At 59.2% G+C, this 25488-nt stretch carries 18 protein-coding genes, 2 tRNA genes and 1 pseudogene; 5 read left to right on the forward strand and 16 right to left on the reverse strand.

Annotated features, from left to right (window positions below; genetic code table 11):
* The first annotated feature begins 36 nt into the window (after positions 1 to 36).
* Complete coding sequence (locus tag ABIG06_RS35930; protein ID WP_370140396.1) at positions 37 to 684, forward strand: hypothetical protein; 648 nt, start codon at positions 37 to 39, stop codon at positions 682 to 684.
* 179 nt (positions 685 to 863) lie between these two features.
* A complete protein-coding gene (locus ABIG06_RS35935) occupies positions 864 to 1193 on the forward strand; it encodes a hypothetical protein (protein WP_370140397.1) in 330 nt (109 codons plus the stop codon).
* A 578-nt stretch (positions 1194 to 1771) separates the two neighbouring features.
* On the opposite strand, the gene ABIG06_RS35940 is transcribed toward ABIG06_RS35935, so the two are convergent.
* From ABIG06_RS35940 to ABIG06_RS36000, 13 genes and pseudogenes are all read right to left on the reverse strand, one after another.
* Positions 1772 to 2062: a hypothetical protein gene (locus tag ABIG06_RS35940; protein ID WP_370140398.1), complete on the reverse strand. Its 291-nt coding sequence runs from the start codon at positions 2060 to 2062 to the stop codon at positions 1772 to 1774.
* Positions 2063 to 2486: 424 nt separating this feature from the next.
* Complete coding sequence (locus tag ABIG06_RS35945) at positions 2487 to 3437, reverse strand: hypothetical protein (RefSeq protein WP_370140399.1); 951 nt, start codon at positions 3435 to 3437, stop codon at positions 2487 to 2489.
* 541 nt (positions 3438 to 3978) lie between these two features.
* Positions 3979 to 7284, reverse strand: coding sequence for a DUF499 domain-containing protein (locus tag ABIG06_RS35950; protein ID WP_370140400.1), 3306 nt, complete (start codon positions 7282 to 7284; stop codon positions 3979 to 3981).
* Between the two features lie 26 nt (positions 7285 to 7310).
* Positions 7311 to 10211, reverse strand: coding sequence for a DUF1156 domain-containing protein (locus ABIG06_RS35955; RefSeq protein ID WP_424578554.1), 2901 nt, complete (start codon positions 10209 to 10211; stop codon positions 7311 to 7313).
* Between the two features lie 75 nt (positions 10212 to 10286).
* Positions 10287 to 13793, reverse strand: a complete 3507-nt coding sequence (locus ABIG06_RS35960; protein ID WP_370140402.1) for a helicase-related protein — start codon at positions 13791 to 13793, stop codon at positions 10287 to 10289.
* 73 nt (positions 13794 to 13866) lie between these two features.
* A complete protein-coding gene (locus tag ABIG06_RS35965; RefSeq protein WP_370140403.1) occupies positions 13867 to 14760 on the reverse strand; it encodes a hypothetical protein in 894 nt (297 codons plus the stop codon).
* A 7-nt stretch (positions 14761 to 14767) separates the two neighbouring features.
* Entirely contained in the window at positions 14768 to 15382 is a 615-nt protein-coding gene (locus ABIG06_RS35970; protein ID WP_370140404.1) for a hypothetical protein, read from the reverse strand.
* A gap of 156 nt (positions 15383 to 15538) precedes the next feature.
* Complete coding sequence (locus ABIG06_RS35975; protein ID WP_370140405.1) at positions 15539 to 17107, reverse strand: UvrD-helicase domain-containing protein; 1569 nt, start codon at positions 17105 to 17107, stop codon at positions 15539 to 15541.
* A 52-nt stretch (positions 17108 to 17159) separates the two neighbouring features.
* Positions 17160 to 17363: pseudogene (locus ABIG06_RS35980) on the reverse strand (UvrD-helicase domain-containing protein); the annotation flags it as partial.
* A 3-nt stretch (positions 17364 to 17366) separates the two neighbouring features.
* Positions 17367 to 17603 (reverse strand): hypothetical protein, encoded by a 237-nt coding sequence (locus tag ABIG06_RS35985; RefSeq protein ID WP_370140406.1) that lies wholly within the window; start codon positions 17601 to 17603, stop codon positions 17367 to 17369.
* Between the two features lie 21 nt (positions 17604 to 17624).
* Positions 17625 to 19139: an ATP-dependent nuclease gene (locus ABIG06_RS35990; RefSeq protein ID WP_370140407.1), complete on the reverse strand. Its 1515-nt coding sequence runs from the start codon at positions 19137 to 19139 to the stop codon at positions 17625 to 17627.
* A 394-nt stretch (positions 19140 to 19533) separates the two neighbouring features.
* Positions 19534 to 20604 carry a PIN domain-containing protein gene (locus ABIG06_RS35995; RefSeq protein ID WP_370140408.1) on the reverse strand — a complete coding sequence of 357 codons (1071 nt, stop codon included), beginning with the start codon at positions 20602 to 20604 and terminating at the stop codon, positions 19534 to 19536.
* 490 nt (positions 20605 to 21094) lie between these two features.
* Positions 21095 to 21180: transfer RNA gene (locus tag ABIG06_RS36000), tRNA-Tyr, on the reverse strand.
* Positions 21181 to 21387: 207 nt separating this feature from the next.
* Here ABIG06_RS36000 and rlmB point away from each other — a divergent pair.
* On the forward strand, positions 21388 to 22218 hold the full coding sequence (gene rlmB, locus ABIG06_RS36005; protein WP_370140409.1) for a 23S rRNA (guanosine(2251)-2'-O)-methyltransferase RlmB: 831 nt from the start codon (positions 21388 to 21390) through the stop codon (positions 22216 to 22218).
* A gap of 62 nt (positions 22219 to 22280) precedes the next feature.
* Here the strand turns inward: rlmB and ABIG06_RS36010 are convergent, their stop codons facing one another.
* Both ABIG06_RS36010 and ABIG06_RS36015 read right to left on the reverse strand, forming a co-directional pair.
* Positions 22281 to 22787, reverse strand: a complete 507-nt coding sequence (locus ABIG06_RS36010) for a hypothetical protein (RefSeq protein ID WP_370140410.1) — start codon at positions 22785 to 22787, stop codon at positions 22281 to 22283.
* Between the two features lie 41 nt (positions 22788 to 22828).
* Positions 22829 to 23308: a hypothetical protein gene (locus ABIG06_RS36015; RefSeq protein ID WP_370140411.1), complete on the reverse strand. Its 480-nt coding sequence runs from the start codon at positions 23306 to 23308 to the stop codon at positions 22829 to 22831.
* Positions 23309 to 23590: 282 nt separating this feature from the next.
* Between ABIG06_RS36015 and ABIG06_RS36020 the strand changes: the two genes are divergently transcribed.
* Together ABIG06_RS36020 and ABIG06_RS36025 are read left to right on the forward strand one after the other, a co-directional pair.
* On the forward strand, positions 23591 to 24064 hold the full coding sequence (locus tag ABIG06_RS36020) for a hypothetical protein (protein WP_370140412.1): 474 nt from the start codon (positions 23591 to 23593) through the stop codon (positions 24062 to 24064).
* Between the two features lie 161 nt (positions 24065 to 24225).
* A tRNA-Thr gene (locus tag ABIG06_RS36025) sits at positions 24226 to 24300 on the forward strand.
* A 501-nt stretch (positions 24301 to 24801) separates the two neighbouring features.
* Here ABIG06_RS36025 and ABIG06_RS36030 read toward each other — a convergent pair.
* A complete protein-coding gene (locus ABIG06_RS36030) occupies positions 24802 to 25488 on the reverse strand; it encodes a class I SAM-dependent methyltransferase (RefSeq protein WP_370140413.1) in 687 nt (228 codons plus the stop codon).

A 25488-nucleotide genomic window follows, 5' to 3' on the forward strand; every position in this document is an offset into this window, starting at 1 on the left:
ACTTAACACTCAAGCTTCATGTCAACGGAGAAAACTATGACAAATCGAATGCTTAATCCAATAGCTGCAATGAACGTAATTCACCGGCACCGCGATGCCATCCTTGAAGCGCCTCATGTGCCGGCCGATGGCATACTTAGTGCTGCTTATAATGCGTTCCCGCAGCCAATACGGGCCCACTTACAAGCACTCGCCGGCCTGGGCTATCAGGTCCCGCGACAGACGGGCGACCTTTCCACCTGGCTCCACGACCTTCACGATGCGCCGATTTCCGATAAATACCGCCTAATTCGCCAAGCACTCCGCTCGAACGTGTGGATCCAAGTACCCCGCGAGGTTTCTGAAATTGAGGTGCAGGAGACGGAAGGGTTGTGCGCCCTCGCACCAATGACCTTGATCTCCGTTCAGAGCCCCATCGAGGCGCGTCGGATTCACGTGGTCTCGAAGACTGAGCAGCTGATTTTTCTGCGCGTGACCGAGTACGGCAACAACGGGATCCTGGAGATCCATTCCAATATCTCCGGGCCGCTGGGGGAGCCAAATCCGGTAGGAAGACTGAGCCGCGCGACGTTTGGGGCGGCCGAGTGGATGGCGAAGCCCGGCTGGTGGATCGTACGCGACGGGAACGAAGCCCGAGATGAAGGTGGAGGTGACGCCTCCTTCGACTGTGCGCCATTCGCCTAAGCGAAGAAAGGAACGGCCAGCCGCGACCGTCATGCAGATCAGAAGAGCGAAGCAACAGACAAGCAATCAAGCACAAGAAGAGCGAACAGGTAATGAACAGGTAATCCAGCGGTGGCGCGGGCCTCCCGCGCCAATCCGAGCTTCGCTCGCCAAGGGGCGCTGCCCCTGTGGAACCCCCCATGAGTGAGAAACGACAACGACAGAAGGCGGTCCGCTGCCGAGTGAGCGCCGCCGAAGAAGCCATCCTCAACGCCGCCGCAAGAGCGGTGGAGCAGCCGGTTGCGACGTTTATCAGGGAAGCGGCGTTGAAGGCCGCTAGCCCTGGTCGGACTAGCGAAGGCGTGCAGCCGACTGCACTGACCTTCCGGAATTTTCTCGCGGAGATCCAGAGAATAGGGCTCGCCCTGCGCCGGCGCCATATCGCGCCTGCGGACGCCGAGAGAATAGTCCGCGAACTTCAGCGCCTCCAGATACTCGTTTTGCGTCTGAAGCACCAGGCTGACACGTGATTATCACGACAGAGAAGCACGGTCGACGGAAGCGGGACGGCCAGCGACTGGCCCAGCATCTTGCCAAGACAGAGAACATTTCGGCCGAAATCGCCGAGATTGGCAACTGTCTCGCGCAGACCTTGCCCGAAATGATTGCGATCATGGAGGCGTACCGGGATCCCTCGCCAGCAAGAGCAGCGTTCCACCATTGCACCGTAAATCCGGCGAGGGATTTGTCGCGCGAGGACCTGTTGCTCGCAGTCCACCGATTACGCCGGGAGCTCGATCCCCTTTCGGTCCGTCCCTATGCCATCGTGCTTCATCAGAAGCCACGAGCAAAGGCAGGCGGAGCTCTCGGACACGCTCATTTGGTGCTGTCTCACGTCGACAGCACAGGGAAGGCTCTCGACGATGGCTGGATAAAACTTAGAACCGAGCGCCTCGCGCGCGAATTGGAATATGATCTTCATGACCGCGCCACGCCCCTCCTAGGTCGGCATCACGCCGCAGTGCTCAAGGCATTACGCTCCAACAGACCCGAAGTCGCAGACTGGCTGGTAAAGCATCTAGGTGCCGACCCCGAAAAACCCCGCAGTTCAATATCTGAGCCGGCCCGCAGCCGTGCCAAGACCACTGGGTTCAATCTGCCGGGAGCAAGGGCCATCGTCGAGGGTTGCTGGCACGGAGCGGGCGGGAAACTCGACGCGTTTGTAAAACTGCTCGTAGAAGTGAAGTTTGAGATCGTAGCCGGAGAACGCGCAGGCGTATGGGTAGTCAATGATGCCGAAGGCCATTTCGTGGGCAGCGTGGATCGCATCCTGCGATTGAGGCGCGGCACCTTCCACCGAGCGCTCGTTGCTGCCGATGCTGCAACCTGCGAACCACATCCCTCTAATCCCGCCCCCAGATTCTCACACTCGGCTCCCAAGCGGACCCATATCTCCCGTCTACAGTTGCTCGTGAAGCTTGCTATACTCAGCGGAGAAGCGGCAGCCAGGCAGAATACGCGAACATCGTCCAGGCTTCCGGCACCGCCTAGACCGCGGCCACCAAGAACGGATTTGTGGGGAGTGGGCCAGCTTCCAAAACCGCGCGGTTAGCCCCAGCGGCGTGAGAGGGCGTCGATCGATGGAAGTCGATTGAGCGGCACTCTGGCTCTGTCAAGGGTTACAATCGCCGGAGGCGACGCCGAAGGCGCCCTTGACAGAGCCAGAGCGCCGCTTAGGACGTTCATCATCGATCGACGCCGCGTTGGGCCTCTAAATATTGGTCCGAACATCCCGTCATAGTTGGCAAGTATGACTGAGCGGCTTACGCCGGTGTCGATGCCTTTGCGTGCTGGTCCAATTCCGGACGGAAGGCGCGGTAGAATTGGATTAGACGAGATGAAGCCTCAAACGCGGCTTTCACCTTCGGAATCCCTTCATCAATGCCATTGGCGATAGTGAATTCGGGTGATTTGAGCCTAATCGCGGCAGCCGCCCCGGTCTGGTGCACGGTCATCTTCGGCTCTAGAAATTCCTTAATCAGTTGCTGGAACATGTGAGCAGTCGTATTCGCGAATGTGAGATCGACGCGCCCCTTATCGCCTTTCAATGACACGTAGACATGCTTAGGCATCGTCGGCAAATCGTGAGGTCTAATCGTTATCCACGCCGAATTTCGTGTCAGCTTAAGAGGTTTCAATTCCAAAATCGGAAAGTGATGACTGGCCAGATCGTATGCCGCATCCCAAAAGGCATTCGTTGCTATATCGTCCTCGCGGACCCAGGCGTTTATTCGCTTCGTGCCAGCAGTCTTCAGGAATCCAGCTCTATAAGCGGCTCTCGCGTCACCCTCCGCGTCGAGCATCTCGGCGATCTGTTCAAGTGATATTTGGCGATCGAAGCCATCCAAGTCGTTACGACTTTGTAGGTAGTGGTCGGGTGCGCAAAGCACGAGCTCAAAGTCCGCGTAAACTCCGTCCGATCGATCGCGGTTAGCCCGAAGCCGGTATCTCTGGGCTTGATCGGGTTGAAAATTTGCGTCCACTTTATCCTCAATAAGCAGGCCGAACCGACTTCCATCACCCCGTTGATATACGACAATCAGATCGGATTCTCCCAAGCTGTCGCTCTTTGAGACCCAAAAATTAGCAATGGTCGCGGGTTCGCTGGCAAACTTGGTTAAAGCCTTGAAACGCTCCGCAAAGGCTGGATTGACAGCGAACTCCTCGGCGAGCAAGAGGTCCAAATCACGTTCGTACTTTCGTTCTATCGGCATCCTAACCTCATTGTCAGACATCGCTCCGCTTGATTGTTAAACTTGCTGGCCGTCGCCACGAGACTGCGCCGCGGCGGCGTCTGGGCTAACGTGCCTTGTGCGGGAAGGAGACAAGAATGGGAACAACCTGGAGCCACGACGGGGGCATCTGCCCAGTTTGCGCCGGTCCGGGGCGAGGATCTACAAGATATCCGGCCGCTCTTTGTGAATCCTGCCAAGCATCCCTTAGGGATGAGAATGGACAATCGGTACAGCTCTTCAAAGAAGGTCTTTCTGGAGGCCTCGAAATTAGATTGTCGAATGACACACTCAGATCACCTCGGGCCGAGGACCTTCCGCTTTTTGCGAACGGAATTGAGTGTCGCGCCAGAGAGCATCGGTTTGGTGGAGTAGTCGTTCAGCCAGTTGAGGCCTGGAGGGCTTCCGACCAAGCTTAACATGCCCCGAAGGTGTCCATCCGAATCACAGTTTGCGCTCGTTGGCGTGTCGCGATGCTGAATGCCTTCGATCCTCCCGCCGCTGGTCCACACGATGCTTCTCACTACTCCTCAAAACCCGTGGACTCGGCCTTGAACTTTAGCTGCCGAGCATTGTCGCGAACTACGCTGACCTCGCTTTCCGGAAAGCCGTCCGTTGCCTCAGCCTGGATTTCCAACGTAAGCTTCACCTTTGCGCCTTGGGTACGCTGCAACTCCATGACAACTGCGTTCAGGATTGCATCGAAGGCCTTCACGGGCCGAACCATGTCGATCTCGACCGACCCGTAGAATCGGCGTGGCTTCGTCGGCTTTGCCGGGGCCACCGGCGAACGATCGTTAGCCGGCGTCTCAGGTTTACCTGCTGGTGAGTTGTCTCCCGCTGCTGTTACCGTGCCGTTGCTAGCAGCATCCTGCTTGATTTGTTCGAGCGCCTCTGCAGCCCGCACGAGCACGGCGGACGGCGCCATGATCTCCGGCGGGGTCTTCGCCCAGATTAGGTTACGATAACGGCCGGTGGCTTCGTCGAAACCCTCGGCATAGCCGAACTTCGGATCAAGCTTCGCCACCGCTTCCTGAATTGCTAGCTGAAGCACCACGCCATCGCGCAGCTTCGGCAAATAGACGTAGAAAGAAAACCAATCTATGACTTCCGATATCAGTAGATGCGGTCGATCCGCAGGCCAAATCGCACTTAGGGTGAGCCAAAGGGTGTCCGCGCCGAGTTTTTCGCGCACGATTCCGTCTGTCTTGGCTTTTTCATAGACAGTGACGGGAACCTCTATCCGATCCTTGGCGGTGATAGGATCATGCTCCAGGTCGAATGGCTTGCCGGCGTTTTCGCTCTTCACCGGATAGAAGATGTGGCTCCAGGCGGAGCGAACCGCCTTCTGGGCGGCGTCTTTGTTGATCCTAGCCTTTTCTTTGGCGTCGGTGATCTGACCGCTCGGAAGCTGCTTCTGCAGCTGTTGATCCTCGGCAATCCCCCGCCATGCGATCGCCTTGCGCATCACGTCGCGCGCCGTACCGAGCTGGGCCTCGTCGGCAGCAACAAAGATCAGCGTGTTCCGCTTCTTTCGTTGGGTTGCGCGGCAACGCAGTAGGGTGTCCGCCACTGCGTCAGTGGCAGGCGATTTCGTGGCTCCCTTTCCGGCGTGAGAACTGGCAGGTCCGAGGATGACCAGCGATAAGGCGTCAGCCTCGTCGATTGTGATCGGATCGTCCGGTACGGCATGGACGCGATGGAAGCGGCCCTTTTCCGGGGCGTCGTCGCGCAACACCTGCGCAATGGCCGCATCTACCTCGTGATCCGGCAGCGCCTTAGCCCGATCGTCAGCCAACCGGTTTAGCGTCGGCTGTGTCGAAAACCAGTAGCGGCCGCCTTCCTCATACAGGTATGTTGCCCTTTCGGTGAGTTCGCGCAGCGCCTCGCCGAAAATCGCCAGTTGATCACCGGGCTCGGCACAGGCGAGACGAAGCCCTTGGCCGGTAAGGCCGGCATTGGGTTGACCAACAAGCGGAGCCGAGCAAAGGAAGACAGCTCGCGCCGCCCGCGTTGCCGCGCGGGCCTGCGAGATCCGTCTTGACGGGTTCGCCTCCATTCGTGCCGGCAAAGAGGTCTCACCGTCGACCTCCTTGTCGACCACTGCGCCGAAAGCTGGATCAAGTGGATAAAGCACGCTGGCGCGCACGCGCTCATGCGCGATCGGCAGGCGTGCCGGTGTGATCAGCGGATCGCGCACCTGCGCATGCCAGAGTACGCCGACGACGTTCGCCATGAACCGCAGGACGCCGCGCGTGCGTTGAAACTTATCCAGGCTGGCCCAATCCTTCGATAGCCGATCGAATAACTCGGGGTGAATTGGATAGGACAGCCGCAGCAATTCCTCGTACCGCTTTTCCTTGGCTTCTGGCGGAAACTCGGCCTGATTTTTGCGATAGAGCTCGTGAAACGCCTTGACGGTGTCCTCGCGCGCTTTCTCACCTTCTGCGTCGAGCACCTGAAATAGACGCCTGCGGATGATCTCGTAGGTCTCGTCACCTGATGCAGGCAGCCACGGCGACTGCACGCGGCCGAAAATCTTCTCCAGACGAAGCAGCGCCTCCTTACCTTTCTGGCCGCCTACCTCGGAGTCGCTTTCAGGTAGTGAGCCAACGACGAGCGCATTTGGCACCATCTTCGCGGCTTCCGTGAGCGACTGGATGAATGAGAGAAAGGCCTCGAAACGGTCGTCGGGCAACTGACGCGCAAAGGCGACGAGCTCGTCGAGCAGGATGATAGAAGGCCCAGCGAGCTTGAGCACCTCGACCATGATCTCCGAACCAGGATTGGTTCGCGCGGCTTCGGATGGCGCAACAAGCTTCAAGCCGGCGTCGCCGGCAAGGCGCCAAGCGATATAGCCCCAAAGCGTGTGGAGCTGCGGCCCGTCCTTGAGGTTGAGCGATATGTCGGTACCTTTGGACGAGCCGACGAAGGCTGCCACCTTTGGGCGCTTCCAGGTCTTCACACCAGTCGCCTCAATCAGCGGGGCCAAGCCTTCCAGGCGCTTGAGATCGGCAACCCTAGCCAGGTGATAGACTGCTAGCATCGTGTGTGTCTTGCCACCGCCGAACGATGTCTGCAGACCAATGACAGGATCGCCGCCAGTGCCCGCAAGACGCTGCAGGCTGGTGGTCAGGACACGTTTTAGGCCTTCGGTGAGAAAGGTGATGCGGTAGAAGTTCTCGGGTTGAGCGTAGTCCTCCGTCGCGAGCCCGGCGTCGACCGCGAACAGGTCTGCGGCGAACTCAGCCTCCTTGAAACGGTTGGCGAGCACGTCCGGGTGCGGGAGCGCCACTTCGACCCACGGCTTCACTGATTTCGTGAGAACATCGTCACTCGACAGATCGAGTTTGGGCGCAGGCGGCATCTCAGACGAAGCGGCTTTGACCACAGCAACGCCCGATTGACGCTGGACGTCGTAGAGCTTCTTCAACTCGGCGATCTCGCCAGCCGGTGCCTTCACTAGCTTGAGAAGCTGGTGCATGGCGTCGAGATAGCGCAGCGCCTCGTCATCCTGCAGACCTATCGCAAGATGTGAAATCGCATTGCGGGCTTCCAGCGCCATGGACACAAAGTTGCGCGCCTTGTGTTTGTCGACGCGGCCGAAGGCATCGTCGAACACGTCCCGCCAATTGTCGACGATGGTTTTCAGGAGGCCATAGGCGTCGAGCTTCGCATCCGGGCTGCCCCCCGTCGCGCGGCTCGCGTAATGCAGCCAGTTCGCGCCATGCTTTCCCTTCATGCGTCCTTCGACGAACGGCGACAGTCCCTTCTGAAGATGGAACAGCCCGTCCTGAACGCCGCGCAGCGTTTCCTTCTCGGCTGACATGAAGCGACTTCCCCCAAGTTAAAATCCTAGAACAGTTCTGCCTGTGCCTTAGTCTCCGCCCGGCGGGTACCGGCAGTGGGCGCCAGCTCCTCGAGCTTCGGCCATTCTTGGGCAAGTTCATTGTAAACCAGCGCCTCGGCGGACCAGCCTTTTTGCGACGCGATTTCGTAAAGACGATAGGCGAGTGCACGAGCGTCGGCGGCCTTGGATCCCATGTCCGAGACGAGCCTTGCAGCTGCTTCTCCGCCGCCATCTTCTGCGTTCAGCGTTCGCGCGGTGTGCTGCACGCACTCCCAGACTGTGAGTGCCTTGTCTGTGGCGGGGCTCCAGCCCTTCGGCAATTCCTCGCGCGGGGTCAGCGCCACCTTGCCCTTCATATCCTTGAAAACGCCGGAAGCGAACAGCGACTTGTCGGAGGTGTTCTTGGCGGTGGTTAGAACGATCATATCGCCGGAGGAGCGGGCGTCGAAACCGTAGGAGGCGTACCAAGCGAGCGCTACCTGAGTTTCGGCGTCGAAATTAGTGTCGAGCGCCTGGTCGATCTCCTCCCACACCCGATTTATGAGGGCGAGCGCCGTCTTCACGCTCATGGATGAGTCATCATCCTCCAGCACTTTTGCGTGCCGCGAAAAAACGCCCATGCCCGGTCCGATCACCGACTGTTGCATGTCCACCGGGCCGACTCCGGCCTTGCGGATGTCATCGATGGCCTCGGGCAGTTCACGCTTCAATGCTCGCATGAAATCGGCGCGGGTGATGACAGAGGCATCAGCAGAACGCTTGCGGCAGACAAGGACGATCGAGGAAGCGAGGGCATTTGATCCCTGACCGCGCATACGATTGGCTAGCTCCGTGCGCAACGGCCAAGTACCGTCAACAAGCAAACCCGAACCAATGACCGCTTGCAGGAATGATGCCCACCCCGCTGATGTAATCCCTTCCTCAGAGAGCTCAGATTGCTTGAAGGCATAGTAGATCGCAAGCGGCTCGCTATCCGTCGCCGCCTTGCGCATGGCAGTCAGCGCATCACTCATACCTTGCATAAAGAAAGCTTCAGCGTCGGCTTTCCCACCATGCCTGTATGGCGTCGCCACCAATTCTTCAGCTTTGGGTGTGGCAAGTCGACGAAACAGGTCTGGCCAAATCTGATTTACCGAGTGACGAAGCCAGACGTAGAAGAAATCAGAGAGATCAGCATATCCGATATTGTCGTAGTAGGGCGGATCGCTGGAGATGACGATTGGGCGTATAGGAAAGGAATTCTTCGCTGCATCAATGTTCGCAATTGCTCCTATTCCCGCGTTGTCGAGCTTGCTGAGGACCTCGAAGACGGCAAATGCTGTTCCCGCAATGTCACCGCCTGCGCCGCTCAAGGGGTTCGTTTCAGCGTAGTCCCAAACCATTGAGAGGGCCTGCCGACCGAACGTGTTTCGCATGCGGTCCATCTTGGACTCCCACGCGCAAAGAGTTGTGTTTCGATCTGTAGCTTTGTCGACCGCAAACGCCAAATATGTCGCTACTGCATCCGCGTAGGCGGTCGCGCCATTGCCGCCCTGGTGAAGCGGCGTTTTTTCCTCCTTGAGGCCGGCGACGCGGGCATCGGCAAGAACTTTCTCGCGCGCATCACTCACCAGATCAGCAAAGGTTGTTAGCGCTATAAGCTGACGCGGAGTGAAAAGATCGGCCCAACGCGTAAGACCATACGCTGGCACCCTAGAACCCAAGGCTTTCTCATAAAGATCACCCTCGGGCTCCCATTGTTGCTGAGCACTCGCAGCAATATGCTCATCATCTATCGTTGGAGTGAGGTAAATTCGCCCGCGATTGCCTTCGGCCACAACTGCCATCAGCCGGACTCCAAGCCGTTTCGCTTTTCCTTGCGCACGGTTGTAGTCCTCCGAAATTCCCACGCCACTTAGGAGACAAGCGAAATTGCCTCTCGCCGTCTTCGTTCCCTTCTTCTTCGCTTCTTCCTCCGTCTTGCTGAGCTTTCCCGTCTTCACCTCGAATCGCCATCCCTCCGGTGCTTTTGCGTCGATGATGGGCTCGACCCACGCTTTCTTCCCTTCCTTGGTCGAGAGCATGAAAGATGACACCAGCGGCACCATCGCGCCGTGGGCGGCTGGATCGGGTGACCGCACGGTACGCGCCCACAGCCAAGCGATCACCGTTGCTTCCGATCCGTCCGGCAGTTTCGCTTTGGGGTAGAGATGGCCGATGCGCTTTTCAGCTTCATCGCGCATCCATTGCCCATAATAACGCACGTCCTCGGCTAGGCCCTGTGCGCCCTTGCCGTTCCATTGGCCCCCACGCTGCAGTTCGGCTTGGCCTTTTGGGTTGACCGGCGGTCGCCCCACGAACTTCGGCGGGATTTCCACTAACGCCTTTCCGATCAGCACTGCCACCGGATTGAGGTCGGAACCATAGCCACGTAGCCCCAAGCGCTGTGCTTCCAGCGGGATCGACCCGCCGCCCGAGAACGGATCGTAGACTGGCGGCGCCTTGGCCTGGAGATAGTCGAGGATTGCTTTGCCGTTGCCCTTTGCCGGCGGCTCCTCGCCCAAGCTCCAGGCGACCGAGCGCGCGATTTCAAAACGGGCGGCCTCTATAGCATCGTCAAATCGCGCGCGATCTGCCGGCTTTGAATCCGGCCATTCGACCATCCGTCGGATAACATCGTGCAGCCGCCGGCGCTCGGCATCCTGCGCTTCCTCGGTCGGGAAACGGTCCGGCCAGGCGGACGGATCGTCCACGAGCTGCGAGAAGAGCACCGCCCGGCATGCTGCCAAAGGACGTCGCGCCCACCAAAGGTGCAGGGTCGACGGATGGCCGTGCCGGATAGATTTCTCGCGCGCGGAGGCTGCGTTAATGGCCTCTAGCGGGATCGACACTTCGATGAGCTTCTTGCGTGTGACGCCAGCGGCCATTTCAACCCTTTGAAAACGCAAGGGAAATTAGCCGATGTCAGGCCGTGACGGGCTGGTTCCCCCAGAATCAGGGCCTCAAGAGGGCCCTGATCCTAGCGATAGCAGATCGGCCAGTGCAAAGACCACCGCCGTTTCCGCAAATCCCAGCTCACGGTTGAAAAATCGCCGGACATAGACCGGCTGGTGTGCAAAACCGCGCTCGACTTGAACGATTGCGAGGATGAAGCCGTCTGGTGCGTTGAGAGAAGCCAAGATCTCATTTTTCGTAAGGATCACCTCGCGGCCATCGACGTGCCGCCCTTTCACTTCGAGGAACCGGAGATGGCCTGAATGCGGATCGCTGCTTTCAATATCGTATCCTTTTTTCTCGGCGGAAACGTCACGGGGCTTGTTGCCGAGAGCTCGTTCGGCAGCCATGACGGCATCCATTGCGAGCTTTTCGATTAGCGCGCGCGTAGCTGGATCATCCGAGAAGCCGTCCGCCTGCTGACTAGCAGTGATGGTCATCTGCCTGCTTCTGAGTAGGCCCGCCGGCACGACAAGCGCCGCACCCTTGAGGACCGGCGGCAGGGCTGAAATCTGCCGTTCGCGATCGAGCTCTGCCTGCCGTTTGTGAAGCCGTTCAACCAGGCGTGCCGCTGTGGCTTCAGCGTTTTGAGCGTTGACACGTTGTTCTTTACCAGCGCGCTCCTCCTCTCGGAGCCGTGCAGCTCGCGCATCCCAGTAGTTGATCTCGCGTGTGAGGCGCGTCCTGACCTCGCGTTCAATCTTGTCGATCTCGGCAATACGTCTTCGCTTCACTTCGGCCAGGTGATTGGGAACTAGATTGGCGACAGCATAGGCGAGCGCGCCGTCCTCGACCTTGCCCGAGAACCACGGCGCCCCGAGGTCATCTGTGATCAGCTCCCTTTCTTCAGGCTTGATTGGACGGCAGTCGAGATAAGGCGCTGGCCCTCCATCGATCGCACTCCCGTGTTCCGTCAGATAGATGAATTGAAGGCGCTGAGAAACGATACGAGGATCGAGTGATTTGACAGTGCGCCCGTCGCGTACTGCGTGTTCGAGATAGACGAGGAGCCGCAGGTCAGTGCCGTCGTCGGTATCGTCGACTAAGACCCCGCCCTGCGACAGGAGCGGTTGGAACCGTTCAAGGATAACGTCCACCACAGCATCGAGGAGTGGGTGCCCAGGGCCCAAGAGTTCAGCCTGCGGATGACCGCTAATGAGGTCCTTCTCAAATGTTACGCGCGCGTAGCGATCAAGAATCGGGTCCCCGCGCCCGATGAGGCGGTCGCGCTCCTTAAGAATTGAGGGTACGCGCGTGATTTCAAACCGACCATTTTCGCGCTCTGCCATCCGACCACCGAGCAGCGCGAACGCTTCGCGAAAAAATGCGCTGATGAAATGTGGTTGAAGTCGCCGTGCCTGCGCGCGCTCCATCTCCTCGCGAATGGCCCCGACCACCTTCGGATCCATACCTTCAGAGGTCAGCTTCCGCTCGGCCACCAATCTTTCAATCGCGCCGACGTCGACCGCACCATCCACCACTCGGAAGAGCTCTGCCTTCTTCTCTGGTCGATCACCGTATCGGATTGCATCGACCAACAGATCTCGAAGAGCATGCCCTTCGAACAGCTCTCCAAGAACATCGTAAACCTTGCCCCCGAGTGCCACGCGGGCCTCTTCAAGCTTTTCAAGAAGTCGGCGATAAACCTCACCCTCACGCGTATTGGACGCGCACAGGCTCCAAAGGTGACAGACCTCGGTCTGGCCAATGCGGTGAATACGACCAAAGCGCTGCTCCAATCGGTTTGGATTCCAGGGCAGATCGTAGTTGACCATCAGGTGCGCACCGCGCTGAAGGTTCACGCCTTCGCCTGCCGCGTCGTTCGCAATCATGACACGCACGACTGGATCGGAATTGAACGCGGCAATTGCTGCACGACGGGCTTCCCGCGCGACGCCGCCATGGATCACAACCACCGCTGCCGGATCGCCAATCCGCGCAGTGATCTTCTGTTGGAGGTATTCGAGAGTGTCTTTGGGCTCGGTGAAGATGAGAATCTTTCGGCGAAGCCCGGTTGCAGGATCGACCATAATCGGCTCGTCGAGAATCGATTCGAGCTCGCGCCATTTGGCGTCTTGCCCAGAGAGCTTAAGACGAAGAGCTCGATTTTCGAGGTCGCTCAGGATCGCGATTTCGGCTTCCAGCTCCGCTAGGGTCTGAGCAGCTGTAGCCTGATCGAGAATCTGCTCCTCGGCCTGTTCCGCCTCAGCACCAGGCACCTCATCGATATCATTCGGGTCAAAGGTGGGCAGCGACGCTCCCCGGGTCAAAGTAGAGCTGCCCTGACGCATCAATCTCTCTTCTCGGAGCCGCTCCTCAAGTCGCTTGCGTCGCCGCTCCAACGAGCGGTGAATAGCGGCAGGCGAGGAAGCCAGTCGGCGCTGCAGGATCTGCAGGGCGAACCCCACGTTCATACGCCGCTTATCATCGCCGGTTCGATCGGCCCGGTTCATTTCCTCACGAACATACATCGTGACTGCTTGATAGAGGTCGGTTTCAGCCGGAGACAACGAGTAGCTTGCCGTGTAAGCGCGGCGCTCAGGAAATAGAGGCGTACCGTCGAACCGATAAAGCTCCTCCTTGGTGAGACGCCGCATCATGTCGGAGACATCTGCCTTGTGAACGCCTTCTCGAAAGCGACCCTCGAAACGGTCGGCATCGAGAAGTCCCATAAAGAGCTGAAAATCGGCTTCTTTGCCATTGTGCGGCGTCGCCGACATAAGAAGCAGGTTGCGCGTTCGATTTCCGAGAAGTTTGCCCAGCTTGTGGCGCTGAGTTTCCTTGACCTCGCCGCCGAAATATGAAGCCGCCATTCGGTGGGCTTCGTCACAAATTACGAGATCCCAGTCCGGCGCCGCCTGAAGCTTTGCTTTGAGCTCGTCTGAACGAGCGGCCATATCAAGCCGCAATATGATGCGGTGTTTTTCGATAAAAGGATTGCCGGTGACGGAGGCTTCGGTTTGGTCGCGGGTGAGAATTTCGAAAGAGAGGCCAAACTTTTCGGACAGCTCGTCCTGCCATTGCTCGACGAGACTGCCCGGCGCGACAATGAGGCAGCGCTCAAGATCACCCCGGATGAGAAGCTCCTTAATGAGCAGGCCGGCCATAACCGTCTTACCCGCGCCGGGGTCATCGGCGAGTAAGAACCGCAGCGGCTGGCGCGGCAGCATTTCTCCGTAGACGGCCGTGATCTGATGGGGCAGCGCCTCGATTTGGGAAGCACTGACCGCCAGATAGGGGTCGAACAGGTAGGCAAGTCGGATGCGATAGGCCTCTGAGGCGAGGCGAAGAAGTCCGCCGTCCGCATCGAACGCGTAGCTCCTCCCGAAATCCAAGAATTCGAAGCCGCTCTCTTCGCCTCTGTAGACGAGACGCTCGCCAACCCGGCCATCCACTCGAAAAACGAGGTTCAATGCATCGGGCCCGAACCGAGCGACTTGGACGACCTCCGCCACACCGGCAGGATCGAGACCACGCAGACGCGCGCCCGGCTTGATATCTTCAAACGTGTACATCGGAGATTTTTCCCGACTGGCCGCACCGGTTGGCGGATGCTAGTGGTGCAAAACGTGATCTCGTCCAGACCATCTACTCTCGGCTCCTGATCAGGCGCTCCTGGCCGACACGCACAAGCTCGGCATGCAACTGAACGATTTCGCCTGCGAGGGTGTGAAGCTCCTTCACGACGCGACGGAAGCGCTCCGGCTGCTCATCTTCCCATTCCTCCGGCACAGACCTCCATCCGGGCGTGTTAGCCGGAAAGGTCTCAATGGCGATCACCCGCAGATAGTCTCTCGCTTTCGACCAAAGCGCCTTCCGAGCTGCTTCAAGCTCAGGCGTGATGAACTGGCGCTCTGGCGCGCTCCACCGCGCGTGAAATTCGGAAAGCGGATCGAGCTCGCTATCTTGAAAGAGCCAACCCGCCATGTTGAAGCGATCGATAAAGCCAATGACACCGTCTGACGAGAGCAGCGCAATCAGTTCGTCAAATAGCTTCTTGTCGTGATCCCTAACCGGATCGGTGCCCTGTCTAAACTGCGGGTAATGTCGGAAAAAGACGTCGTCATCTTTGGCCAAATCCTGGGAAATGTCATCCCAAAACAACAGATCGACCTTGAAAACACCTGCCTTGGCCCGCTGCTCAGATATCTCACGAACCTTCTTCTGCAGGACTGCATCGCGCTTTGCCGTGGTGGCGACGTAGAGACGATCCAGCTTTGGCTCGAACGCTTGAGCATTGGCAATCTCGGCTTCGACCGTCGCAAGCGATATGCCGTTCACTGTATTCTTGCACTGAACCCCAAGTTGACGATTGTCATCGTCATGCCCCCAAATATCGACGCCATCCTGCTTCTGGCCCGGTCGCCCATTCCGGTAGAAATCAGACGAATTCCAACGAAGCTTGGCCGCAGCAAGCGTGATGTCCTCGAACTCATCCCAAGACTTGGGAGTTGGAACATTTGATGATGCGATTGTCGGCATGAGAGGTTCACCGCTCCGAGCCGTCCGCTGGGGCCGCAGGATCGGCAGCTTTTACGCAAAGACCGCACACGCGGTACTCTTCTCGCGGCAGTGCCGCGCGTCCTACAAGAAACCGAAACCATCCCGCAATGGCCCAGGGTACATCGCCGAGGAATTTTCGCACGGTGCCATCGCGATCCGTCACCAAAATCTCAACCCCGCCGAATTTGCCAATGCCATAGCCGTCTATTCCAAAGCCCGCCCCCGCGGCAAGGATGTCGGACTCTGAAGCGATTGGGTGCTTACCACGCAACGGACCGGCGTGCTTGTAGGCATTCGCGACTGCACAGACCCGCTCGATACTTCCAGGGCGCGCTGCGCCGTCGATTACGCAAAGCGCAGCTACCGCTTTGCGCACCTCCTCCGGCGAGATGCCGAGGTCGCTGGCTGCTCGATCGGCAAGACCATCGATTGCCAAAGCAACTTCGGCCGCGCGCCGTTTGGCGTGCTGGCCGGCCACGGTCCAATGGGCGGGCTCAGAGTTTTGGTCAAACGCCGCAGACAATTCCGTTTCGGCGCGATGATAGTCCTGCGCAGCAGGGATCACGTTGGTTAAAAGATGGTTGAGAGCGCTCTTCAGCATTTGCGTTCCAGTAATACAATGCAACATAGCCATTCTTGCTGAGCGCATCCAGCGAGGAGTTCTCTCTTTGCGAGGCAAAGCAACTGCCTACGCCAAGGCGCTCACTGGGCAAAGGCTTTAAGCGCGTGGGGTAGCTTTGGTCGCGGTATCGGCCCGCTACGCCTTTTTGGGAAGCATCAACACGCAAGGATCACCTTTCGGCGTCAGTATCGTTGTTTGCACGCGCGCACGCGTGATGCTTACCCGTAAATTTTGCCGCTGCTGACCCATGTCCCCGGTCACCTCGTTGTTGCGCACGATCCGGTCAGGATTTGAGACGATTTTTTTCCCAGCTCGGTAGGGCCAGCCGTCGAAGATGATGACCTCATCGAACTGCTTCCCTTTGGCCTTATGCATGTTCATTACAATAATGCCGCGCTCCGGTCGGCTTGCGATCGCGAAATGCTCCCGTACGAAGGCCTGTCGTGTAATAGCAAGCGCATTTCGGTATGAGCCGTTCGCTCTCCAATCCTCTGACAACTGTTGGCGCAGCACTGTTCCTCGTTCGAGCAAACGAATGTTGCGCGCTTCACCAGCGATCTCTCTGAGCCGCGGACAGCCGCTGTTTTCCAGCACGGAGCGAATCGCAAGCCAGTCGGTGTCGGGGTCACCTCTGAGAACCACAGCCTGTGTCTCAGCAAGAGCTTCCCGCATCGCGTGGAACATGCTCCTCGCGGCCAGTGGGAGGCCGGCCGCCTCCTTTTCGACCCACCGCTCGAATGCGGCGCGTATTCTGTCTGCTTCATCAAGGCTTGTCTTTGAGGGCGTTTCACCGTCCTTGCCACGATAGAACGCACACACCAGCTCGACGGAGCCTTCGAGTCCTGCGGTGCCTGGGACCTGTTGTATTAGATACGAGATCAGTTCGGCGGCAAGAATGGCGGCGTCCATGTCCACGGCAGCCGTATGGCTCAACGGCGGCATCGATCCAAGCCCTTCGCGGAACGAGTCGGAGACGCGACGCGTCATTCGCTTCGTCGGGACCAGGACCGCCACCGTCCAGTTGTCCCGGCCAGCCTTAAACCTCCGCGCGCGCGCCCGTATGGTCTGCCCTCGCAGGGCGGCAAATGCCTGATTCTCATTCGGCTCGTAGCCAACGAACTGTACGCCGCTGTAGCTGTCCTTGCTGAAATTTCCATGCAGAACCTCGTCCGCGAAGGTCGCGATTTCGGTTCCCTTGCTCCGATGATTATCGCCGTTCAGGTCGAACACCGCCGGATGAAATGTGTCCTTGAATTGCTGGAGACGCTTAGCTTCGGCGCCCGCAAATTCGAAAATGCGCTGCTCGGGATCCGCTAGCGCGATTAGCGTGCTACCTGTGCCGAGCGCCTTCACCACGTTCCATTGATCGGCCGTGGTGTCCTGAAACTCATCCAAAATAATCACAGGAAATGCCATCGCCACCAGTCTTCGGACTTTATTGGACGCATGAAGCAGCTTGCCAACATACGGCGCGAACGCACCAAAGCAGACGCATCCCTCCTGCTCGGCAAGGCGGGTCCGCTCAGCCTCTTCGAGCCGCCGCTTCTCGGCGAGCTCGGCGTCGGAGAGCTTTGAATCGGCCTTGTACGCCCGACGTATCGCGGATAGCGCGACGGCCTCGTTTTGCGGCGTCATCAACGTGAGCCGCCGCGGAAGGCCGACCAGATACCCGTGGGTTTTGAGTAGCCGCCCAGAAAAACGCATGGTAGGTATCCACCTCAATCCGTGACCTGGCGTCCTCCGATATCTTTTCATCCTGGTCGATTGCTTCGAGAACCCGCGCGACCGTCGCTCGCGCAAAGCTTAGGAACAAGATTGACTGGGCGGGCATAAGCCCACAGGAAAGGCGCGCTGCCTTCAAAATGGCTATGCTGGTTTTCCCAGAACCTGGCCCTCCCGTTACCAAAAGGTGCCCGTCCGCTCCGAGAATGTCTTCCTGCGTCTGGGTGAGCTTGACCACGAGTTACCCAGCGCCTCCCTTGGAGGCCGCAGGTGTGGCCGGGGGCTGGCAAAACCCCACTAGCGCGATGCAAACGTCGCGAAGCCATTTGGGAATCTCTGCCTCGGAGCATTGCGCAAGGAAATCGGCCAATCCCCAGTTTCCCTTCGACCAGGCGAAGTAATCCTTGAGCGCCTCGCTCGTATTCTTTTTGACGTCGGGATACTTCGCCTTGAGATGCTGCGGCCATTCGAGCGTCACCGCAAACCTCTCCAGAGCGGTTTAAGGCGTGTTCTTGAAGACGAGGTCTTCGAGACCTATCTCGCCGTGCATAAACAGCGCCTTGACCTCGGCCTCGATAACGTCCTTTCGATCGCTGGGTTGTTGGTCGCAAAAGGCGAAGGTTTCTTTCCCGAGGCTCTTGTACAATTTTGCTAGATCGGCGATCTGCGTTTCCGATCCAGCGTCCAAGACCGCGATCCCGAGTGCTTCCAGGGACACGTAGGTCGCGGGTTTCAGCTCGCTAAGTCGCCGCGCTGCCGCAGGCAGCGCCGTTGCCTCGGTCGCGCCTTCCGCTAGCAACACGCGTCGTGATAACAAGCCCTCGCAAAATCGCGTGCGGAATTGCTGCCGATACCGCTTTAGCTTGACGCTATCGGGCAAGACCACCGTCGCCTGCCCGAGTTCGCCATTATCAAAGCGATTAAGAACGACTGTCTCATTAGGCGCGAATTCCTCGAGCACGTACGGCGAATGAGAGGTGAAAATCGTCTGTGCCGACAGCTTGCGCAATTCATGCACGATGCGCTTCTGCGCATAAGGCGGGATGGCGGTTTCCGGCTCTTCCATTGCGAAAATCACGTTCTGCTTGTCCTCGGCGATCTGCGAGAGCATCGCAAGAAGCAGCATGTTGATCGTACCGGTCCCCTGGCGGAAGAACGGTGCAGAATGGGGGCCGTTCCCTGTCGCGATGAATGCTGTAATGACCTCCCGCAAATGCCGTCGCGTGAGCGCTGAAACCCGCAGGTGAGGCTGGATACCCCATTCGCGTGGCACATACTTTTTGAGAGCCGCATCAATGCTGCCCAGCACACCCGATATGCCAAGCTCGGGATCGCTCGCGACGTCAAACGCCGACAGTTCGGCCAGTGTGGCTTCCCACATCTTTGGCCTTATCTCCTTGAGACGTAGAATGATGTCGAGAAGGCTTCCCCGCTCAAGGCTAAGGGCTCGCGTCCCGGTCCGGATCGAACGGAGATAGAGGAAACCGCACTTTTGCTTGTCGTTCTTGGTGAAGGATGCGGGCGCCTCATTCTCGTCAAGGGAGCGCGTGAAATATGTCCGACCCACGAAGTCGTCCTCAGTGGTATCGTACCAGCCGACAAAAGTTACCCGCAGGGCGGGAACGGCGGGCGAGGCATCAAGGCCCTTCGCATCTGCCGCAGTGTATAGAGCTTGCTTGGACGGATCCCACCACTCGACGTAGTCAGCGAAATGAACCTGCTGTTCGTCGGTAAGGCCAGCAACCGTCGCTGTCACGGTAATGCGAGGCGACTTGTGGCTCTCTTTCGCCCCGTCGCCCTCAGTCGAGGCAAGATATTGCCCGAGGTGAAAATCGTGTTCGTCGATCGGTGACGGACGCGACAGCCGGTCGGGTCCAAGGACGAGATCGAGCGCTTCAAGGACTGTTGATTTGCCGACATTGTTGTCGCCAATCAGAACGGCATGATCCGGGAGGAGAAGTGTCGCGGTCCTCACCCCCCGAAAATTCTTAATCGCAAGCTCGTTAACTTTCAAAGCAGCCCCACATGTCCAGAAAATCTCCTACACGCAATGGTTGTCCCAAAGCTCGATGAAATCAAGACAAACCTATGAGAACCACCTTCAAGGATGGCGTTCTAACGTGAGATGACTTCTGACTCCCAAGACTGCTAATTCTTCTGCGACCTAGCCAGGCGTGTCGGCGTCCCAGCAGAGCTGTCATCAGAACTACAAGAGCTGGGGCGAATACGCTACGCCAGCTGCAAGGCCTGCGCATGCAGTGATTCACCAGACAGGTGTCAACGGGGCGAGAGCACTCTTCGGCTGCTGATCGGAGGTCCAGCGGATCAAACAAAGTTCTTTTGCGCTCCACGCTAACGTTTTTTATGCGCTCCATTGCTAGAGGGGACGCGGTGAAACAATTTAGGCATCAGCGCCAGTCCAAATCACTCTCCTGAATCGGAACCCAAATGAAGCTGTCATTCGAAAAGCTGAAGTGTTCAATTGCTTCCGGCTTGCCATCGTCTCCGACTGCGATCGTCATGGCAAACTCCGCTTCGAGTTCGACTTCCTTTTCATCAGAAACCTTATCGAACGGAATTAGGACCTTGTCTTCACTGTCGTAGACGGCAGTATCCCAATCTGGATGGGTAAACGACACCTGGACGTCCATCTTAAGTCTTCCGACGACAAGTATCTCACCCCTGTCTTGGGTCGCATCATAGGTATTCATGTCGATGATCTCCACATTAGTGACGGTGGAATCGTCGATCTCCGCGTCTTCGACATCTGACACTTGCAAGCCCCAATCTGCTACCTCGTCGTTCACGCGCGCGACGAAATCGTCTTTCACTCGATCGAGAAATGATTCGATATCTGGTGCTTCTTCGCGCTTAAGCCCCAGCATTTCGAAGAGATCACCGACGGATTTGAGATGCTTCAGGTGCTTCTCGGCTCTAACTGCCGAGGCAAAGTCACCGTCGTCCGACACAATCACCAGCTGGTCGTTGGGTTTGGCCTCAAGTCGTAGCCGCTCAAAAATGAACCCATCCGGAAACTGATCTTTCTTTGCCTCCCGGCTGAAGACTCCCTTGCCATGGGTATAGGCGTCAAAAACAGCGCTGGGTTTGACCTCGTCCACGGACAACGTCGCGGCCTTCAGTCTCTTGAACATCGCCTCCACTTCTTTGAGATATCGATCGAAGATCTTCGATCTGAGAGCATCGGCCGACAATTCCGGTAAGTCGACGTCAATCGTCCGCTTTACCAGTTTCCTAAATCTGGCTCGACCAACCGCCCCGATCTCTTCAAGGTCATTATTCGTGTGCTTCTTGGCAACTTCAATCTTCGTGAGATCGGTGACAAGAACACGAATGAAGCCAGCATCAACTAGGTCTGACAGCGCATCCATCACCGGTTTGCCTGGCGGCTTCCCAGCTCTTATCACCACGTTTGCATCGAGGAAGACCTTCGGTGGTTTTCTGCGAGTGGAGGAAGGCAAACGGAGCCTCGTTGTCGTTGTATCGGTCGGCGGCATGTGACCGAAGAGTAACTGGCCGCTCGATGCCTGCGCTAACCTGAACGGCACTGCTGTCGGGTGACCAGCACACTACATCGATTCGGATTTCCTCATTGGCGATCGGATCATGATCGTTGTGATATGAGAGCAAAACGTGCGCATCGCCGGGAGCACTCGGTCCCCCGTCCGCAAGGTGAGTGGCGCCGCCATGCTGCCGCTCCTGCGGGTGCTCTGTTGAACCGGTCGCGGCGCCGCAGTCGGTCCCGCGTCCCGGCCGAGCCGTCGCTACGCTGACGCTCCTGCGGCTGCGCTGTTGCAATTACCGATTCGCTCAAGCGCGCTTCAACGAAGCGGATTTGCGAACAAATTCTTGCCGCCTGTGACCCAGTTGTGACCCAGCACGGAATCCAGAGAAATTGGGTGCCGCCAGGCTTCAAGGCGGACTAAAAGTGCAGTGAAATCAGTTTGTTATTGGTGGGGGAGGCAGGACTCGAACCTGCGAAGCCATGAGGCGGCTGATTTACAGTCAGCTCCCTTTGCCACTCGGGACACTCCCCCGCTCGACGGCAGCACAATCGGGCCGGACCTTGCCGGCGGACCGAAGACGGCCATGGAACGTGAAGGCCGCGACAACCCGGATCGGGGCGCGACCGGGCGCGTTTATGGGCGATGCGGTGGGGCAAAGTCAACCGAGGCAAGCAGCTAAAATCGCCCTCGCCGGCATCGAAATTGCCATATTCCGGAACCCGTGACAGAAGCGAGCCCATGAAGGATCGAAAATTCGGCCCCAAGGGGGCTCGCGGCGGAGCTAAGCCATTCAACAGGCCCGGAAAAGCGGCCGGACGCCCGGCTTGGCGCGACCGCGATTCGCAAGGCGACGGCCCCGTCATTCTCTACGGCTGGCACACCGTCACCATGGCCCTGGCCAACCCTCGGCGCCGGATCCGCAAGCTGACGCTGACCGAGAACGCCGCAAGGCGTCTAGCGGAAGAAAACATCGAAACCCGCGTGCCGCCAGAGATCGTGCGGCCGCAGGAGATCGACCGGCTGCTGTCGCCCGACGCCGTGCACCAGGGCCTCCTGGCCGAGGCCGATCCCCTGCCCTCGCCCGACATCGAGACCCTGGCACAGGAAGGCATGGTGCTGGTGCTCGACCAGATCACCGACCCGCACAATGTCGGCGCCATCCTGCGTTCCGCCGCGGCGTTCGCGGTGAAGGCGATCGTCACCACGGCGCGGCACAGTCCCGAAGCGACCGGCGTTCTGGCCAAGGCCGCTTCGGGCGCGCTCGAGCTGGTCCCGACGGTCACGGTGCAAAACCTCGCCCGTGCGCTGACGGCGCTGAACGAGCGCGGCTTCCAGACCGTCGGCCTCGACAGCGAGGGCAGCGAGGACATCAGCGACGTCGCCTTACGCCAGCCACTAGCATTGGTGCTGGGAGCCGAAGGCAAGGGCCTCAGGCAATTGACTCGCGAGACCTGCAGCGTCGTGGCCCGGCTCGACATGCCCGGCGAGATCAAGAGTCTCAACGTCTCGAACGCAGCCGTGCTCGCGCTCTATGTCGGCGCGAGCCGACTTGGGCTGATGAAGCGCTAGCACAACAAAACGCCCGCCCGCATCGCGCGGACGGGCGCCTCGTGGCTCTAGCCGATCAGAGATCAGTAATAGCGGCGCATGGCGCGGTGGCCACCATAGTAGTGCGGGGCGTGGCGATGGGCGTAGCCATAGCGCGGACCATGGCCATAGTGCACGCGCGGCAGATAGCCATAACGCGGGCCGTAGCCATAGCGATACGGACGGTAGTACGGGCGGCGATAAGGATAAGCGGCCGGCGGCGCGACTGCAGCGGCACGATAGCCGTAGCCATAGCCGTAATTGGCGGGCGCGACGACCGCATCTTCACGATAGGTCGGATACGGCGCGAAGGCGCCCGGACCGCTATAGGTCGGGCCCTGGTTGACGTAATAATACTGTGTGGTCGGTTCGGCGAGACGCTCAAAGGCACCGTAGCCGTAGCCGTAGCCGTAACCGCCGCAGCCGGTGTTGCAGCCGGAATAGACCGGCGCAACCGGCGCGCACGCGGTGAAGCCGCAGGCCGCGGCGGACGCGGTGGCGACGAACGTCACGGCAGCTGCCGCAACCAACCCCGAAATCATCTGACGCATTACTCTCTCCTGTTGATTTCCGTTTTTTCGGTTTACGTTTTTCAACCCGGCGGCCTGCCGGGCAGCTCTGTGTGCGGCCGCGGCCGAGGCGGCCGTGGACGCTCGTTGATCTCGGGCGCGTAGATCACCGGCGGAGGATCGACGGGCGGGTCCATCTGCACGGGCAGCGGCGCGGACGACGCACCCCAGCTCTCGTGGTAGCTCTCGGCTGGCTTCGGCAGTTTGCGGTTCGCGGGCGGCTCGACCTCGAGCCGGCCATAGCCAGGCCGCAAGCCCAGCGTCGGATAATAATGACCAACGTTATCGGGCTGCCGCTCTGCGATATAGCGTCCGCCATAGATCGTGGGCTGCACCTGCTGGTTTTTGCCCAGGCCCCAGACGCCCTCGACCACGGCGTAGGACGCATCGATGTTGTTGATGATGATCGGCACGCCGGGACGGCCCGGAACGACGATTTCGGAGTCGGCAAACGCCGTTGCAGGTAGTCCGATGAGAAAGGCGGCGAGCATCACAGCGCGCATGAGAGGATCCCGGTTGTCCGGCGCCAAGCTATCTGATCGCAACACAGAGAGGGTTAAGGCCTGCTCACCAATTTCCGGTAAGCCTAATGCGTAAGGGTTGCGCGCCGCTCAAATGCTGCAAAGCAAGCTAGCGAAGTGTTAACGGCGCGGGCTCCGCCGCCGGAACAGCGCCGCCGAACTCACATCCGTTTGACTGTCCAGCTGCGAAAATCCCAAGGTTGCATCGGAACGTCCTGCGCCGTCAGCGTTTGGCTCCCGTCAACAAAATGGGAGCGAAGAACCATGAACATCAAGCTTCTCGGGGCCACGGCGATTGCAGCTACCATGCTGGCAGGCTCCGCCATGGCGCAGGCGATCGTCACCAATCCCGGCCGCTGCTCGGCGCAATTCCCCAACGCCAACTGCCAGAATCTCGGCCCCGGAAACCCCTACACCGATAGTGGCTATCGGCATCGCCGCGTGTCCTATCGCCAGACCAACGGTGATTGGAATAACGACTGGAACAGGAGCCGCACCGGCTTCTGGCCGACCGACGTCGCGGCGGGCGTCGCCGGCGCCGCGATCGGCACCGCCGGCGCGATTGCCACCGCCCCATTCCGCGCCTGGGACAATTCCTACGCTTATGACAATTCGTGGGACCGTGGCTGGAACAATCGTGGATGGGACACCCGCACCTACGCCCAGCGCAACGGCTTCGTCTGCACGCCAGGCACCTGGTTCAAGGGCGAAGACGGCCGCCGGCACATCTGCCAGTAGGGCAACGAAAGTGAGCGCGATGAATCAGGCGGCCTTCGGGCCGCCTGATTCGTGCCTGCAACAATCATCGCGGGTTCTGGCACTTTCCAACCAAGTCTGATATTGCGACGCGCGGGCGGATAACCGGCGCATATGCCGGCCCCGCCCCGCTTTCAAGCGTCGCCGGCTTAGCTCAGCGGTAGAGCAGCGGTTTTGTAAACCGAAGGTCGGGGGTTCAATCCCCTCAGCCGGCACCATGGATTTAGCCGAGACCGCGTCGTGCCCTGACGCAAGAACCAAGTTATCGGTCCGGCGTTATCCTTTGTCCACAGAGCCGTCTCGCGGAGGTCTGGCGATGGACCCGAATGATCGAGCAGCCTTAGCCCTGTCCGCTGTCGCCCTGGCCATCGCCATTGTGGTTGCATCGACAGTCACGTTGGAGCGCGTCAATACCCGTACCGCCAGCAACGACGCACCTCCCGGAACGGTAGGACTTGCGAGGCCTCACCCGCCGCTGGACCGTGCTCCCGGTGAACCGATACAGACAACAGGAACGCCGTCTAACGCAAGGCAGCGTCCCTGACCGAACACAGGCCGCGCCGGCGCTCGATGCTCCTGCCTCAGCCTGAACTCTTGCTGCGCTGCTCTGTTCGAAGTGCTCGACTCCCGAGCCGCCGATCTCGACCCAAGCATGTTTCGATTGCTCGAACACACTCCTTCAGCATACCAAACAGCGCCGCAACTGCATCTGGCATCGATCATCCGACATCCTCCAGCCGCCACAGCCCGAGGCTCTTGTCGCGCCAGCCACCACCGCCCTCCTCGCAGCGCTCGTTGATCAGCGCGTGCGGCGCGGGCCAGTTGAACGGCGCCTTCTCCATGTTGAGCGCCCGCCAGTCGCCGTCCTCGCAATCGCGATTGTCCTCCCATTCGGGAAAGGTGGTGACCAGCAGGAAGCGCGCGCCGCTCATCCGAAATTGCGCGAGGGCGCGACCTATGTTCGCAAAGCTCAGATGCACCAGGCAGTCCCGGCAGAGAATGATATCCGCACGCGGCAGCGCATCGCGCGTGATGTCGGCGACGAGAAACCGGCCCGGCGAGCCACCGCCTGCGACACGCCGGCGGTTGGCTTCGATCAGCGACGGCACGATGTCGATGCCGGTGTAGTCGATATCGAGCTCAAGCCGGCCAATCCATCCGGCATCACCGCAGGGCGCATCCAGCAGCGAGCGCGCGCCGAGCCGTCGCAGCAATGGAGGCAGCGCCTCGCAGACCGCGCTGGTCGCGGAATCCTCCGAGCCGAGGCCGGACACCGAAGTGGCCGCGCCCCAAAGGTTGGTGCGCGCGATGCGTTCGAATCGTGCGGCAAGATCGAGACCCTCGAAATTCTTACGGTCGGCGAGGAAACGTTGGTGGGCCAGCACGGGAGGACGATTGGAGATCAT

Source organism: Bradyrhizobium sp. USDA 326 (assembly GCF_049739485.1).
Taxonomy (GTDB): domain Bacteria; phylum Pseudomonadota; class Alphaproteobacteria; order Rhizobiales; family Xanthobacteraceae; genus Bradyrhizobium.

Coding starts and splice junctions, on each gene's coding strand:
- ABIG06_RS35960 (WP_370140402.1), bottom strand. CDS start 13,793: ATGTACACGTTTGAAGATATCAAGCCGGGCGCGCGTCTGCGTGGTCTC.
- ABIG06_RS35970 (WP_370140404.1), bottom strand. CDS start 15,382: ATGCTGAAGAGCGCTCTCAACCATCTTTTAACCAACGTGATCCCTGCT.
- ABIG06_RS35950 (WP_370140400.1), bottom strand. CDS start 7,284: ATGTCAGCCGAGAAGGAAACGCTGCGCGGCGTTCAGGACGGGCTGTTC.
- ABIG06_RS36015 (WP_370140411.1), bottom strand. CDS start 23,308: ATGCGCGCTGTGATGCTCGCCGCCTTTCTCATCGGACTACCTGCAACG.
- rlmB (WP_370140409.1), top strand. CDS start 21,388: ATGAAGGATCGAAAATTCGGCCCCAAGGGGGCTCGCGGCGGAGCTAAG.
- ABIG06_RS35940 (WP_370140398.1), bottom strand. CDS start 2,062: ATGTGGTTCGCAGGTTGCAGCATCGGCAGCAACGAGCGCTCGGTGGAA.
- ABIG06_RS35945 (WP_370140399.1), bottom strand. CDS start 3,437: ATGCCGATAGAACGAAAGTACGAACGTGATTTGGACCTCTTGCTCGCC.
- ABIG06_RS35965 (WP_370140403.1), bottom strand. CDS start 14,760: ATGCCGACAATCGCATCATCAAATGTTCCAACTCCCAAGTCTTGGGAT.
- ABIG06_RS35975 (WP_370140405.1), bottom strand. CDS start 17,107: ATGCGTTTTTCTGGGCGGCTACTCAAAACCCACGGGTATCTGGTCGGC.
- ABIG06_RS36010 (WP_370140410.1), bottom strand. CDS start 22,787: ATGCGTCAGATGATTTCGGGGTTGGTTGCGGCAGCTGCCGTGACGTTC.
- ABIG06_RS36020 (WP_370140412.1), top strand. CDS start 23,591: ATGAACATCAAGCTTCTCGGGGCCACGGCGATTGCAGCTACCATGCTG.
- ABIG06_RS36030 (WP_370140413.1), bottom strand. CDS start 25,488: ATGATCTCCAATCGTCCTCCCGTGCTGGCCCACCAACGTTTCCTCGCC.
- ABIG06_RS35935 (WP_370140397.1), top strand. CDS start 864: ATGAGTGAGAAACGACAACGACAGAAGGCGGTCCGCTGCCGAGTGAGC.
- ABIG06_RS35955 (WP_424578554.1), bottom strand. CDS start 10,211: ATGGCCGCTGGCGTCACACGCAAGAAGCTCATCGAAGTGTCGATCCCG.
- ABIG06_RS35930 (WP_370140396.1), top strand. CDS start 37: ATGACAAATCGAATGCTTAATCCAATAGCTGCAATGAACGTAATTCAC.